Genomic DNA, 12,223 nt, shown 5'->3' with positions numbered 1-12,223 from the left:
CCAGATTTATTTCGTTCGACCTAACGAAAGACTTGCATCCGGATGGGTGTGGGCGCAAGTCGTTAGTTCGGTCGAACGAAATATTTGCTAGCCTGGAGCCATGAGCAGGAGCGGAGCAACGAGCGGTGACCGGCGGGCCGAGACCCTGCAGCGCCTGATGGAGGTGGGCCGTGTGCACAGCGGCGTCACCGTGATGTTCCATTCGGCGATCGCCGCCAAGCAGGGCCTGAACGCCACGGAGGAGAAGACCCTCGACCTCCTGGAGCGCCACGGCCCGCTCACCGCGAAGGAGTTGGCGCAGCTGACCGGCCTGGCCCCCGCCTCCGTCACCGGTCTGGTCGACCGTCTGGAGGCCAAGGGCTTCGCCCGCCGGGTCAAGCACCCCACCGACAAACGCCGGGTGCTCGTCGAGTTGAACCGGGAGAAGATCGGCGAACTCGCCGTGTTCTTCGAGGACTGGGCACGCGACATCGTGGCGGCGTGCGAGGAGTTCGGTACGGAGGAACTGGAGACCGTGGTCAGGTTTCTGACGGTCATGTCGGAGGCACAGCGCAAGGCTGCCGCCCGGCTGTCGTCGTAGCAGCGCCTACGCCCCGTAGACCCGCCCGGGAACCTCCGCCTCGGCGAGCAGCTTGCCTGCCGTCTCCCCCGCCTCGGCCGGTGTCCACAGCGCGCCCTTGTCGGCGGTGGGTCCCGGCCGCCAGCCCTCCATGACGGTGATCCGGCCGCCCTCGGCCTCGAACACCCGGCCGGTGACACCGGCGCTCGCGGCGGAGCCCAGCCAGACCACCAGCGGGGACACGTTCGCCGGCGCCATGGCGTCGAAGCCGGACTCGGGGGCCGCCATGGTCTCGGCGAAGGTGCCTTCGGTCATACGGGTGCGGGCCGCGGGGGCGACGGCGTTGACCTGGACGCCGTACCGGCCGAGTTCGGCCGCCGCGACCAGGGTCAGCCCGACGATCCCGGCCTTCGCGGCGCTGTAGTTCCCCTGCCCGACGGAGCCCAGCAGTCCGGCGCCGCTGCTGGTGTTGACGATCCGGGCCACCGGTGTCCGGCCGGCCTTGGCCTCGGCCCGCCAGTGCGCGGCGGCGTGCTTGAGGGGCAGGAAGTGGCCCTTGAGGTGGACGCGGAGCACGGCGTCCCAGTCGTCCTCGTCGAGGTTGACGAGCATGCGGTCGCGCAGGAAGCCGGCGTTGTTGACGAGCGTGTCGAGCCGGCCGTACGTCTCCAGGGCCGCCGCCACCAGGGATTCGGCCCCGGCGCTCGTGGCGATGTCGGCGCCGTGGGCGACGGCCTCGCCGCCCGCCGCGCGGATCTCCTCGACGACCCGGTGGGCCGGGCTGCCGGGCCCGGGTGCCCCGTCGAGCCCGACGCCCAGGTCGTTGACGACGACGCGGGCGCCCTCCGCCGCGAACGCGAGCGCGTGGGCCCGGCCCAGCCCCCGCCCGGCGCCGGTGACGACGACGACGCGTCCGGCGCAGATTCCGCTCATCTCACTCCTCCTTGTCGGCGGGCTTGTTGTCCTTGTCGGCGGGCTTGTCGGCGGTCGCGGCGTCCAGGAAGGCCGGCCGCTCCCCTCCTCCGTGCACGAGCAGACTCGCCCCGCTGATGTACGCGGCCGCGTCGGAGGCGAGGAAGACGGCGGCCGCGCCGATGTCGGACGGAGCGGCCAGCCGTCCGAGCGGAACGGTGCCGGAGACCGCGGCGACGCCGTCCTCACCGCCATAGTGGAGGTGGGACAGTTCGGTGCGGACCATGCCGACGACGAGGGTGTTGACGCGGACCTCCGGCGCCCATTCCACCGCCATGGAACGCGCCAGGTTCTCCAGTCCCGCCTTGGCAGCACCGTAGGCCGCCGAGCCGGGTGAGGGGCGGCTGCCGCTGACGCTGCCGACCATCACGACCGAGCCCCGGGTCCGCCGGAGGTGGTCGTACGCCGCGAGGGAGGCCGTCAGCGGGGTGACGAGGTTCAGCTCGATCACCCGTGCGTGCCGCTCGGCGTCCGCGTCAGCCAGCCGCCGGTACGGGGTGCCGCCGGCGTTGTTGACGAGGACGTCGAGCCGGGGCAGCGCGTCGAAGAAGGCGTGCACGGCGGGCGGGTCGCGCAGGTCGAGGGGCCTGAACTCGACGCCGTCTAGGGGCACTTCGGGTGCTCTGCGGGCGCAGACGAGGACCCGGTCGCCGGTCTCGGCGAAGGCCCTCGCAATCCCCGCGCCGACGCCCCGGGTGCCGCCCGTGACGACGACGGTCCTGCCGCGCGGCGAGTTGTCCACAGGCCTCCCGCTCGTCTTGTCCACAGGGCCTCCCGCTCGTCTTCGCCGACTGCTAGCTTCGAAGCGTCACACCTAACAAATGTTTGGTGGAAAGGCAGCTGAGTGCGAAGGTAGCTGATGCGTCCATGAGTGTCTCCACCTCGTCCCCGGAAAAGGGGATTTCGCTCGTCACGGTCGACTTCCCACCGGTGAACGCACTGCCGGTGGCCGGATGGTTCGCCCTGGCCGAGGCCGTGCGCGCGGCGGGCCGTGACCCGGAGGTCCGGTGCGTCGTGCTGGCCGCCGAGGGGCGGGGCTTCAACGCGGGCGTGGACATCAAGGAGATACAGACGGACGGCCAGGCGGCGCTGATCGGCGCCAACCAGGGCTGCGCGGCGGCCTTCGCGGCGGTCTACGAGTGCGAGACGCCCGTGGTCGCGGCGGTGCAGGGGTTCTGTCTGGGCGGCGGAATAGGCCTGGTGGGGAACGCGGACGCGATCGTGGCGAGCGACGACGCCACGTTCGGGCTGCCCGAGCTGGACCGAGGCGCGCTCGGTGCCGCCACACATCTGGCCCGGCTGGTCCCGCAGCATCTGATGCGCGCGCTGTACTACACCTCGCGCACGGCGAGCGCGGCCGAGTTGCATGCGCACGGCTCGGTGTGGCGGGTGGTGCCGCGCGAGGGCTTACGGGCGGCCGCGCTGGAGCTGGCGCGGGAGATCGCCGCCAAGGACGGGCGGCTGCTGCGCATGGCCAAGGCGGCCATCAACGGGATCGACCCGGTCGACGTGCGCCGCAGCTACCGCTTCGAACAGGGCTTCACCTTCGAGGCCAACCTCAGCGGGCTGGCCGACCGGGTCCGGGACACGTTCGGGAAGGAGGGCGCATAGGTGGGCGACAAGACGATGACCGCCGACGAGGTGGTCTCCCGCCTGGAGAGCGGCATGACCCTCGGCATCGGCGGCTGGGGGTCGCGACGCAAGCCGATGTCCCTGGTCAGAGCACTGCTCCGAACCGGGATCGGCGATCTCACCGTCGTGTCGTACGGCGGCCCGGACGTCGGCATGCTGGCGGCGGCCGGACGCGTGCGCAAGCTGGTGACGGCCTTCGTCACCCTCGACTCGATCCCGCTCGAACCGCACTACCGCGCGGCGCGCGAGCGCGGGGCCTTCGAGCTGACGGAGGTCGACGAGGGGATGTTCATGTGGGGGCTGCGGGCGGCGGCGAACCGGCTGCCCTTCCTTCCGGTGCGCGCGGGGATCGGCTCCGACGTGATGCGGGTCAACCCCGGCCTGCGGACGGTCACTTCGCCGTACGAGGACGGGGAGACGTTCGTCGCGATGCCCGCCCTGCGGCTGGACGCGGCCCTGGTGCACGTCAACCGCGCCGACCGGCTGGGCAACGGGCAGTACCTGGGCCCGGATCCGTACTTCGACGACCTGTTCTGCGAGGCGGCGACGGCGGCCTATGTCTCGTGCGAACGGATCGTGGACACGGCCGAGTTGACGAAGGAGGCGGCCCCACAGTCGCTGCTGCTCAAGCGGCACACGGTGACGGGCGTGGTGGAGGCACCGAACGGCGCCCACTTCACCTCGTGCGCGCCCGACTACGGCAGGGACGAGAGCTTCCAGAAGGAGTACGCGTCCACTTCGTGGCCCGAGTTCGCCGAGCGGTTCCTCGGCGGGGACGAGCAGGCCTACGAGTCGGCGGTGCGAAACTGGCGGACGGAGCAGGAGCGATGAGTGCGACCCGCGCCGAGTACTGCGTGATCGCCTGCGCCGAGGCCTGGCGCGGCTCCGGTGAGATCCTGGCGAGTCCCATGGGCGTGATCCCCTCGCTGGGGGCGCGACTGGCCCGGTTGACCTTCGCGCCGGACCTGCTGCTGACCGACGGCGAGGCGACGCTCGTCCGCCCGGACGGGACACCCGAGGGCTGGCTGCCGTACCGGCAGCATCTGGCCCTGGTGGCCGGCGGGCGGCGGCACGTGATGATGGGCGCGAGCCAGATCGACCGGTTCGGCAACCAGAACATCTCGTGCATCGGCGACTGGGCGCGGCCCGCGCGGCAACTGCTCGGCGTGCGCGGCGCCCCGCTCAACACGCTGAACAACCCGACGAGTTACTGGATCCCGAGACACTCACGGCGGGTCTTCGTGGAGAAGGTCGACATGGTGTGCGGGGTGGGGTACGACCGTGCCGCCGAGCACCCGGACACGGCCCGGCATCACCGCATCGCGCGCGTGGTCTCCGACCTCGGCGTCTTCGACTTCGCCACGCCCGACCGCAGCATGCGGCTGGCCTCGCTGCATCCGGGGGTGAGCGTCGAACAGGTGCGGGAGGCGACGGACTTCGCGCTCACCGTCCCGGACGAGTTGCCGTACACCCGCGAGCCGACCGAGCGGGAGCTGCGGCTGATCCGGGACGTGCTCGACCCCGGCGGCGCCCGTGCGCGCGAGGTGCCGGAGAGGGCGAGGGGCTGATGGAGACCGCGCTCACCCGGCTGGTCGGGGTCCGGCACCCGGTCGTGCAGACCGGGATGGGCTGGGTGGCGGGCCCGCGGCTGGTCTCGGCGGCGGCGAACGCGGGCGCGCTGGGCATCCTGGCATCGGCGACGATGACCCTGGATCAGCTGCGCGGGGCGATACGCGAGGTCGGGTCGCGGACGGACGCGCCGTTCGGGGTGAACCTCCGGGCGGACGCGGGCGATGCCGGCGACCGGGTGCGCCTGATCATCGACGAGGGGGTGCGGGTGGCGTCCTTCGCGCTCGCCCCCTCCCGTGAGCTGATCGCCGAGCTCAAGGAGGCGGGGGTGGTCGTGATCCCGTCCGTCGGGGCGCGGCGGCACGCGGAGAAGGTCGCGGCCTGGGGCGCGGACGCGGTGATCGTGCAGGGCGGAGAGGGGGGCGGGCACACCGGCGAGGTGGCGACGACCGTACTGCTGCCGCAGGTGGTGGACGCGGTGCGGATACCCGTGGTGGCGGCCGGTGGCTTCTTCGACGGCCGGGGCCTGGTCGCGGCGCTCGCGTACGGGGCGGCGGGGGTCGCGATGGGGACGCGGTTCCTGCTCACCTCGGACTCGAAGGTGCCGGACGCGGTGAAGGCCAGGTATCTGGCGGCGACGGTCCGGGACGTCACCGTCACCACGGCGGTCGACGGTCTGCCGCACCGCATGCTGCGCACGGATCTGGTGGACTCCCTGGAGCGTTCCGGCCGCGCCCGCGCGCTGGTGCACGCCGTGCGCCGGGCGGCCGGGTTCCGGAGGCTGTCGGGTCTCACCTGGCGGCGGATGGTCCGCGACGGGCTCGCCCTGAAGCACGGCAAGGAGCTGTCCTGGAGCCAGGTGCTGCTCGCCGCGAACACGCCGATGCTGCTGAAGTCCGCGATGGTGGACGGCCGTACGGACCTCGGGGTGATGGCGTCCGGGCAGGTCGCCGGGGTGATCGACGACCTGCCGTCGTGTGCGGAGCTGATGGACCGGATCATGAAGGAGGCTCAGGAGGTACGGGAGAGGCTCACAGCCGTTCGATGATCGTCACGTTGGCCTGGCCGCCGCCCTCGCACATGGTTTGCAGCCCCAGGCGGCCGCCGGTGCGCTCCAGTTCGTGCAGCAGGGTCGTCATCAGGCGGACGCCGGTGGCGCCCAGGGGGTGGCCGAGGGCGATCGCGCCGCCGTTGACGTTGACCTTCTCCGGGTCGGCGCCGGTCTCCTTCAGCCAGGCCAGCACGACGGGCGCGAAGGCCTCGTTGATCTCGACGAGGTCGATGGCGTCGATGGTGAGTCCGGTCTTCTTCAGGGCGTGCGCGGTGGCCGGGATGGGGGCGGAGAGCATACGGATGGGGTCCTCGCCGCGCACGGAGAGGTGGTGTACCCGGGCCCGCGGGCGCAGCCCGTGCTCGCGCACCGCCCGCTCCGAGGCCAGCAGCATGGCCGCCGCGCCGTCGGAGACCTGCGAGGAGCAGGCGGCGGTGATGGTGCCGCCGTCGATCACGGGCTTCAGCGCGGCCATCTTCTCCAGGGAGGTGTCCCGGCGCGGACCCTCGTCGGCGGTGACGTCCCCGTGGGGGACGAGTTCGCGGTCGAAGCGGCCCTCGTCGATCGCCCGCACCGCCCGCCGGTGCGAGCGCAGGGCGAACTCCTCCTGGTCCTGCCTGCTGATCCCCCACTTGGCGGCGATCGTCTCGGCGCCGGTGAACTGGTTGACGGGCTGCCTGCCGTAGCGGGCCCGCCAGCCCTCGCTGCCCAGGAAGGGGCCCTCGGTCAGGCCGAGCGGTTCGGCGGCCTGCCGGGAGGCGAAGGCGATGGGGATCTGCGACATGTTCTGGACACCGCCGGCGACCACCAGGTCCTGGGTGCCGGACAGCACGGCCTGCGCGGCGAAGTGCACGGCCTGCTGCGAGGAGCCGCACTGCCGGTCCACGGTCACACCGGGCACCTCCTCGGGCAGCCCGGCCGCCAGCCAGCAGGTCCGGGCGATGTCCCCGGCCTGCGGTCCGACCGTGTCCAGACAGCCGAACACGACGTCCTCCACGGCGCCCGGGTCCACGGCGGCACGCGCGACGAGTTCCTTGAGCACATGGGCGCCCAGGTCGGCCGGGTGGACTGCGCTCAGTCCGCCGCCGCGCCGCCCGACGGGCGTGCGGACCGCTTCGACTATGTAGGCCTCGGGCATGACAACTCCCCAGTGGGTTACGTGCGGACGGCGATCCCGTCCAGCACCATCGACAGGTACTGCCGGGCGATCTCCTCCGGGCTGTGCTGTCCGCCGGGCCGGTACCAGGACGCGGCGACCCAGACCGTGTCGCGCACGAAGCGGTAGGTGAGCCGGACGTCGAGGTCGGCGCGGAAGACGCGCTCGGCGACCCCGAGCTCCAGCGTGGACAGCCAGGCCTTCTCGAACTTGCGCTGGGACTCGGCGAGGAAGGTGAACCGGTCCTGCGCGACCAGCTGCTTGCTCTCCTTCTGGTAGATCGCGACGGCGGCGCGGTGCCGGTCGATCTCCCGGAACGACTCGGTGACCAGGGCCTCCAGCGTCTCGCGGGGCCCGAGTCCGGCGGCGAGGACGGTGTCGTAGCCGTCCCAGAGCTCGTCGAGGAAGGTACGCAGGATCTCTTCGAGCATCGACTCCTTGGAGTCGAAGTGGTAGTAGAGGCTGCCCGCGAGCATGCCCGCGTGGTCCGCGATCCTGCGCACGGTGGTGGCGTTGTAGCCCTGCTCGGCGAAGACCTCGGCGGCGGTCTCCAGGAGTTCGCTGCGGCGCGCGTGAGCGGCGGCTGCCGCCGCAGGCTTCTTGGGGGCAGTCACCTGGGGCTTCTTCTTGGTCGGCACGGGTCCATTGTGGTCCTAGGCGTGCTGGCTGCTGACGCTGACGACTTCACCAGTCAGGTAAGAGGAATAGCCGGAGGCCAGGAAGACGATCACGTTGGCGACCTCCCACGGTTCCGCGTACCGTCCGAAGGCCTCGCGGGCGGTCAGCTCCGCCAGCAGTTCGGGGGTGGTCACCTTCGCCAGGTGCGGGTGCATGGCGAGGCTCGGCGCGACCGCGTTGACCCGCACGCCGTACTCGGCGGCCTCGACGGCGGCGCACCGGGTCAGCGCCATCACGCCGGCCTTCGCGGCCGCGTAGTGCGCCTGCCCGGCCTGGGCGCGCCAGCCGACGACGGAGGCGTTGTTGACGATCACGCCCCCGCCGGTCTCCTTCATCGACCGCAGGGCCGCCCGGGTGCAGCGGAAGGTGCCGTTCAGCGTCACGTCAAGGACGCGGGACCACTGCTCGTCGGTCATGTCGACCAGGGACGAAGTACCGCCCAGTCCGGCGTTGTTGACGACGATGTCCAGCCGCCCGTGATCCCGTACGGCGGTGTCGAACAGGGCCCGCACCTGGGACTCGTCGGTGACGTCGCAGGGGACCGCGCTCACGGCTCCCGGGTGCTCACGGCCCAGTTCCGCCTCGTGCTCCTTGAGCCGCCGCGCGTGCGCGTCGCTGATCAGCACGCGCGCGCCCTCCTCCAGGAAGCGGCGGGCGGTCGCCCCGCCGATCCCCGCCCCGGCCGCCGCGGTGATGACGGCGGTGCGCCCCTTCAGCAGTCCGTGCCCGGGCACGTACGCCGGGCTCTCGACGCCTGTCATGGGCCCACGCTAACCTACCAAACACTTGTTAGGGAAGCTTCAGGGAAGGAGGACCACCGTGGACCTCACCCACGCTCCGGCAGACGAGGAGTTCCGCGCCGAGGCCCGCGCCTGGCTCGACGCGCACGTGCCCGGCACGCCTCTGCCCTCCCTGGAGACCGAGGAGGGCTTCACGGCGCACCGCGCCTGGGAGGCCGAACTGGCCGCGGACCGCTGGTCGGTGGTGTCCTGGCCCGAGGAGTACGGCGGCCGGGGCGCGGGTCTGGTCCGGTGGCTGGTCTTCGAGGAGGAGTACTGGGCGGCGGGCGCGCCGGGCCGGGTGAGCCAGAACGGCATCAGCCTGCTCGCCCCGACCCTCTTCGACCACGGCACCGCGGAGCAACGCGCGCGCGTGCTGCCCCGGATGGCAACCGGCGAGGTGGTCTGGGCGCAGGCCTGGTCCGAGCCCGAGGCGGGCTCCGACCTGGCCTCCCTCACCTCCCGGGCCGTGCGCACGGACGGCGGCTGGCTGCTGAGCGGGCAGAAGACCTGGTCGTCGCGGGCCGCCTTCGCCGACCGCGCCTTCGGCCTGTTCCGCAGCGATCCGGACGCCCCGAAGCCCCACCAGGGCCTCACCTACCTCATGTTCGACCTGCGGGCCCCGGGCGTCACGGTCCGCCCGATCGGCCGCCTCGACGGGAAGCCCGCGTTCGCCGAGCTGTTCCTGGACGAGGTGTTCGTGCCGGAGGAGGACGTGATCGGCGAGCCCGGCCAGGGCTGGCGGATCGCGATGTCGACGACCGGCAACGAGCGCGGCCTCACGCTGCGCTCCCCCGGCCGTTTCCTGGCCGCCGCCGACAGGCTCTTCGACCTGTGGCGGGACCGGGGCGGTCCGGAGCAGGCGCGCGCCCGGGTGGCCGACGCCCTGATCGGCGCCCGCGCCTACCAGCTGTTCACCTACGAGGCCGCCTCCCGTCTCCTGGACGGCGAGCCGCTCGGCCCGGAGTCCAGCCTGAACAAGGTGTTCTGGTCCGAGTACGACCTCGCGCTGCACGAGACGGCACTCGATCTCCTGGGCGAGGAGGGCGAGTTGGCGGACACGGACTGGGCGGAGGGCTATGTCTTCTCCCTCGCCGGACCCATCTACGCGGGCACCAACGAGATCCAGCGCGACATCATCGCCGAGCGCCTCCTCGGCCTGCCGAAGGGACGTCGCTGATGCGGTTCCTGCCCGACGCCGAGCAGCGTGCCTTCGCCGGCTCCCTGCACGCGATGCTGGCCGCCGCGGACACACCGTCGGTCGTCCGGGACTGGAGCCGCGGCGACCATGCCGGCGGCCGCGCCCTGTGGCGCCGTATCGCGGAGGCGGGGGTGTTCGGGCTCGTGGTGCCGGAGGCGTACGAAGGGATGGGGCCCCGGCCGGTGGAACTCGCCCTCGCCTTCGTGGAGCTGGGGCGGCACGTCGTGCCCGGACCGCTGGTCGAGACCGTCGCGGCGGCCGCGCTGCTCACCGAGCCCGGCCCGGCCAAGCGGTTCCTCCCGCCGCTCGTGGCGGGCGAGACCCTGGCGACGGTCGCGGCCGGCGGGTACGCGCTGGACGGGGACGCGGCGACCACCCGTCTCGCCCTCACCCCCGACGGTCTGCGTCTGTCCCCGGGCGCCGGCCCGGTGCGCCCCTCCCTCGACCCGGCGCGCCGTCTCACCCCGCTCTTGCCCGGCGGCGAACTCCTCACCCCCGACCCGCCCGTGGACCACGCCCTCACCTGGGCCCGCCTCGCCACCGCCGCCCAGGCCCTCGGCGTCGGCCTCGCGCTGCTCGACCGGACCGTCGTGTACGTCCGCCGGCGCACCCAGTTCGGAGTCCCCATCGGCTCGTTCCAGGCCGTGAAGCACCGGCTGGCCGACGCGAGGACCGCCCTCGAATTCGCGCGCCCCCTGCTCTTCGGCGCCGCGCTGACGATGGACCCGGCCGACGTGGCCGCCGCCAAGCTGAAGGCGTGCGAGGCCGCCTACGCCACCGCCCGCACCGCGTTGCAACTGCACGGCGCGATCGGGTACACGGCCGAGTACGACCTGTCCCTGTGGCTGACCAGGGCCCGCGCGCTGCGCACGGCCTGGGGCGGCCCGGACGAGTGCCGTGAGCGGATCCTCAGTGGTGGTGGTCGCCGCTGGTGAGCTCCCGGTACTCCTCCCGGGTCGGCTTCGGGATGTGCGTCTCGGGCCCGAACAGCGCCCGGGCGAGCCGTGCGCGCACGCGCTGGGACACGGTGACCGGCCGCCGCACACCGTTGGTGTCCTCCCGGGCCCCGATCTCGTACGGCGGGTTCTGCTCGTGCTGGGTCAGGACGAACAGCCGGTCCTGCGACAGGGGTTCATGGACCTCGACGTACTCGCCGTGCGGCAGCAGCTTGATGATGCCCGTCTCCCTGCCGTGCAGCACCTTGTCCCGGTCCCGGCGTTGCAGCCCGAGACAGATGCGCTTGGTCAGCGTGAAGGCGACGACCGGCACGACGAAGACGGAGATCCGCACGAACCAGGTGATCGAGTTGATCGACAGATGCAGATGCGTGGCCACGATGTCGTTTCCGCCACCGATCAGCAGCACCACGTACAGGCTCAGCCAGGCCACGCCCAGCCCGGTGCGCACGGGCACGTTGCGCGGCCGGTCCAGGATGTGGTGCTCACGCCGGTCACCGGTGACCCACGCCTCGACGAAGGGATAGAGCCCGAGCGCCAGCAGGATCAGCGGGAACAGCGAGAAGGGGATGAAGACGCCCAGTTCCAGTGTGTGGCCCCAGGCGTCGATCTCCCAGCCCGGCATCACCCGGATCAGGCCCTCGGAGAAGCCGAGGTACCAGTCGGGTTGGGCGCCCGTGGTGACGAGGTCCGGCCGGTACGGCCCGAAGGCCCACACCGGGTTGATGCTGGCGATCCCGCCCATCAGGGCGAGCACGCCGAAGGTGAGGAAGAAGAAGCCGCCCGCCTTGGCCATGTAGACGGGCAGGAAGGGCATGCCGACCACGCTCTTCTGGTCCCGTCCGGGCCCGGGGTACTGGGTGTGCTTGTGGAAGAAGACCAGGATCAGATGGGCCACGACCAGGCCCAGCATGATCCCGGGCAGCAGCAGGACATGGATCGGGAACAGCCGCGAGATGATGTCGTGGCCGGGGAACTCCCCGCCGAACAGGAACATGGACAGGTACGTCCCCACGACCGGGACGGACAGGATCGCGCCGTCGGCGAAGCGGATGCCGGTGCCGGAGAGCAGGTCGTCGGGGAGCGAGTAGCCGGTCAGGCCGGTGATGATGCCGAGCATCAGCAGGGTCCAGCCGAACACCCAGTTGAGCTCGCGCGGCTTGCGGAAGGCGCCGGTGAAGAACACCCGCATCATGTGCACGAGCATGCCGGTGACGAAGACCAGCGCCGCCCAGTGGTGGATCTGCCGGATCAGCAGTCCGCCGCGCACATCGAAGCTGATGTGCAGCGTCGACTCGTACGCCTTGGTCATGACGACGCCGTTGAGCGGGCCGTAGGAGCCGTGGTAGACGATCTCGGCGCCGCTCGGCTCGAAGAAGAGCGTGAGGTAGACGCCGGTGAGGATCAGGATGAGGAAGCTGTAGAGACAGACCTCGCCGAGCATGAAGGACCAGTGGTCCGGGAACACCTTGCGCATATTGGCCTTGGCCAGGGCGTAGAGCCCGAGCCGTCCGTCGGCCCAGTCGGCGAGCCGCTCGCCCTTGGCGGGCTCGCCCCTGCGGGCAGAAGCCCCTTCGCCGTTCCCCGATCGTGCGCCGTCCATACGTCGTCGCCTCCCCGCCGGATCTCCCTCAGGGTGACACGGCGCTGCGGCTGAGCCAACGGGGCCG

The 12,223-nt window shown here is 71.9% G+C and carries 13 protein-coding genes; 7 read left to right on the top strand and 6 right to left on the bottom strand.

Annotated features, from left to right (window positions below; all coding sequences use genetic code 11):
* Positions 1-100: 100 nt before the first annotated feature.
* Complete coding sequence (locus AB0I54_RS18910) at positions 101-580, top strand: MarR family transcriptional regulator (RefSeq protein WP_363297132.1); 480 nt, start codon at positions 101-103, stop codon at positions 578-580.
* Between the two features lie 6 nt (positions 581-586).
* Here the strand turns inward: AB0I54_RS18910 and AB0I54_RS18905 are convergent, their stop codons facing one another.
* Complete coding sequence (locus AB0I54_RS18905) at positions 587-1,492, bottom strand: SDR family oxidoreductase (RefSeq protein ID WP_363297130.1); 906 nt, start codon at positions 1,490-1,492, stop codon at positions 587-589.
* A 1-nt stretch (position 1,493) separates the two neighbouring features.
* Positions 1,494-2,297 carry an SDR family oxidoreductase gene (locus tag AB0I54_RS18900; RefSeq protein WP_363297128.1) on the bottom strand — a complete coding sequence of 268 codons (804 nt, stop codon included), beginning with the start codon at positions 2,295-2,297 and terminating at the stop codon, positions 1,494-1,496.
* 101 nt (positions 2,298-2,398) lie between these two features.
* Between AB0I54_RS18900 and AB0I54_RS18895 the strand changes: the two genes are divergently transcribed.
* Genes AB0I54_RS18895 through AB0I54_RS18880 form a run of 4 tightly spaced genes read left to right on the top strand, consistent with a single transcriptional unit; the run spans position 2,399 to position 5,780 of the window.
* Positions 2,399-3,142, top strand: coding sequence for an enoyl-CoA hydratase family protein (locus AB0I54_RS18895; RefSeq protein ID WP_363297127.1), 744 nt, complete (start codon positions 2,399-2,401; stop codon positions 3,140-3,142).
* Complete coding sequence (locus AB0I54_RS18890) at positions 3,143-3,994, top strand: CoA-transferase (protein ID WP_363297126.1); 852 nt, start codon at positions 3,143-3,145, stop codon at positions 3,992-3,994. It abuts the gene before it with no gap.
* Entirely contained in the window at positions 3,991-4,731 is a 741-nt protein-coding gene (locus AB0I54_RS18885; protein WP_363297123.1) for a CoA-transferase, read from the top strand. The genes AB0I54_RS18890 and AB0I54_RS18885 overlap by 4 nt, the downstream gene beginning before the upstream one ends.
* Entirely contained in the window at positions 4,731-5,780 is a 1,050-nt protein-coding gene (locus AB0I54_RS18880; RefSeq protein ID WP_363297122.1) for a nitronate monooxygenase, read from the top strand. Before AB0I54_RS18885 ends, AB0I54_RS18880 begins: the two co-directional genes overlap by 1 nt.
* Here AB0I54_RS18880 and AB0I54_RS18875 read toward each other — a convergent pair.
* Genes AB0I54_RS18875 through AB0I54_RS18865 form a run of 3 tightly spaced genes read right to left on the bottom strand, consistent with a single transcriptional unit; the run spans position 5,764 to position 8,378 of the window.
* Positions 5,764-6,921 (bottom strand): acetyl-CoA C-acetyltransferase, encoded by a 1,158-nt coding sequence (locus AB0I54_RS18875; protein ID WP_363297121.1) that lies wholly within the window; start codon positions 6,919-6,921, stop codon positions 5,764-5,766. The genes AB0I54_RS18880 and AB0I54_RS18875 overlap by 17 nt on opposite strands.
* Before the next feature lie 17 nt (positions 6,922-6,938).
* Entirely contained in the window at positions 6,939-7,577 is a 639-nt protein-coding gene (locus AB0I54_RS18870) for a TetR/AcrR family transcriptional regulator (protein WP_363297119.1), read from the bottom strand.
* Between the two features lie 15 nt (positions 7,578-7,592).
* Entirely contained in the window at positions 7,593-8,378 is a 786-nt protein-coding gene (locus AB0I54_RS18865) for an SDR family oxidoreductase (RefSeq protein ID WP_363297118.1), read from the bottom strand.
* Positions 8,379-8,436: 58 nt separating this feature from the next.
* Here AB0I54_RS18865 and AB0I54_RS18860 point away from each other — a divergent pair, with 58 nt between their 5' ends.
* Entirely contained in the window at positions 8,437-9,576 is a 1,140-nt protein-coding gene (locus AB0I54_RS18860; protein WP_363297117.1) for an acyl-CoA dehydrogenase family protein, read from the top strand.
* Positions 9,576-10,532, top strand: coding sequence for an acyl-CoA dehydrogenase family protein (locus AB0I54_RS18855; RefSeq protein ID WP_363297116.1), 957 nt, complete (start codon positions 9,576-9,578; stop codon positions 10,530-10,532). Before AB0I54_RS18860 ends, AB0I54_RS18855 begins: the two co-directional genes overlap by 1 nt.
* On the opposite strand, the gene AB0I54_RS18850 is transcribed toward AB0I54_RS18855, so the two are convergent.
* On the bottom strand, positions 10,507-12,156 hold the full coding sequence (locus tag AB0I54_RS18850; protein WP_363297115.1) for a cytochrome bc complex cytochrome b subunit: 1,650 nt from the start codon (positions 12,154-12,156) through the stop codon (positions 10,507-10,509). The genes AB0I54_RS18855 and AB0I54_RS18850 overlap by 26 nt on opposite strands.
* Between the last annotated feature and the right edge of the window lie 67 nt (positions 12,157-12,223).

The organism is Streptomyces sp. NPDC050625, assembly GCF_040654755.1.
In the GTDB taxonomy this organism is placed as follows: Bacteria; Actinomycetota; Actinomycetes; order Streptomycetales; family Streptomycetaceae; genus Streptomyces.
Note: the sequence above shows the minus strand (reverse complement) of the source record. Positions and strands in the feature narration are given on the sequence as shown.

What these genes read in the sequence shown, in the direction of transcription:
- AB0I54_RS18910 (WP_363297132.1), top strand. Translation starts at nt 101, where the DNA reads ATGAGCAGGAGCGGAGCAACGAGCGGTGACCGGCGGGCCGAGACCCTG.
- AB0I54_RS18905 (WP_363297130.1), bottom strand. Translation starts at nt 1,492, where the DNA reads ATGAGCGGAATCTGCGCCGGACGCGTCGTCGTCGTCACCGGCGCCGGG.
- AB0I54_RS18895 (WP_363297127.1), top strand. Translation starts at nt 2,399, where the DNA reads ATGAGTGTCTCCACCTCGTCCCCGGAAAAGGGGATTTCGCTCGTCACG.
- AB0I54_RS18885 (WP_363297123.1), top strand. Translation starts at nt 3,991, where the DNA reads ATGAGTGCGACCCGCGCCGAGTACTGCGTGATCGCCTGCGCCGAGGCC.
- AB0I54_RS18880 (WP_363297122.1), top strand. Translation starts at nt 4,731, where the DNA reads ATGGAGACCGCGCTCACCCGGCTGGTCGGGGTCCGGCACCCGGTCGTG.
- AB0I54_RS18875 (WP_363297121.1), bottom strand. Translation starts at nt 6,921, where the DNA reads ATGCCCGAGGCCTACATAGTCGAAGCGGTCCGCACGCCCGTCGGGCGG.
- AB0I54_RS18865 (WP_363297118.1), bottom strand. Translation starts at nt 8,378, where the DNA reads ATGACAGGCGTCGAGAGCCCGGCGTACGTGCCCGGGCACGGACTGCTG.
- AB0I54_RS18855 (WP_363297116.1), top strand. Translation starts at nt 9,576, where the DNA reads ATGCGGTTCCTGCCCGACGCCGAGCAGCGTGCCTTCGCCGGCTCCCTG.
- AB0I54_RS18850 (WP_363297115.1), bottom strand. Translation starts at nt 12,156, where the DNA reads ATGGACGGCGCACGATCGGGGAACGGCGAAGGGGCTTCTGCCCGCAGG.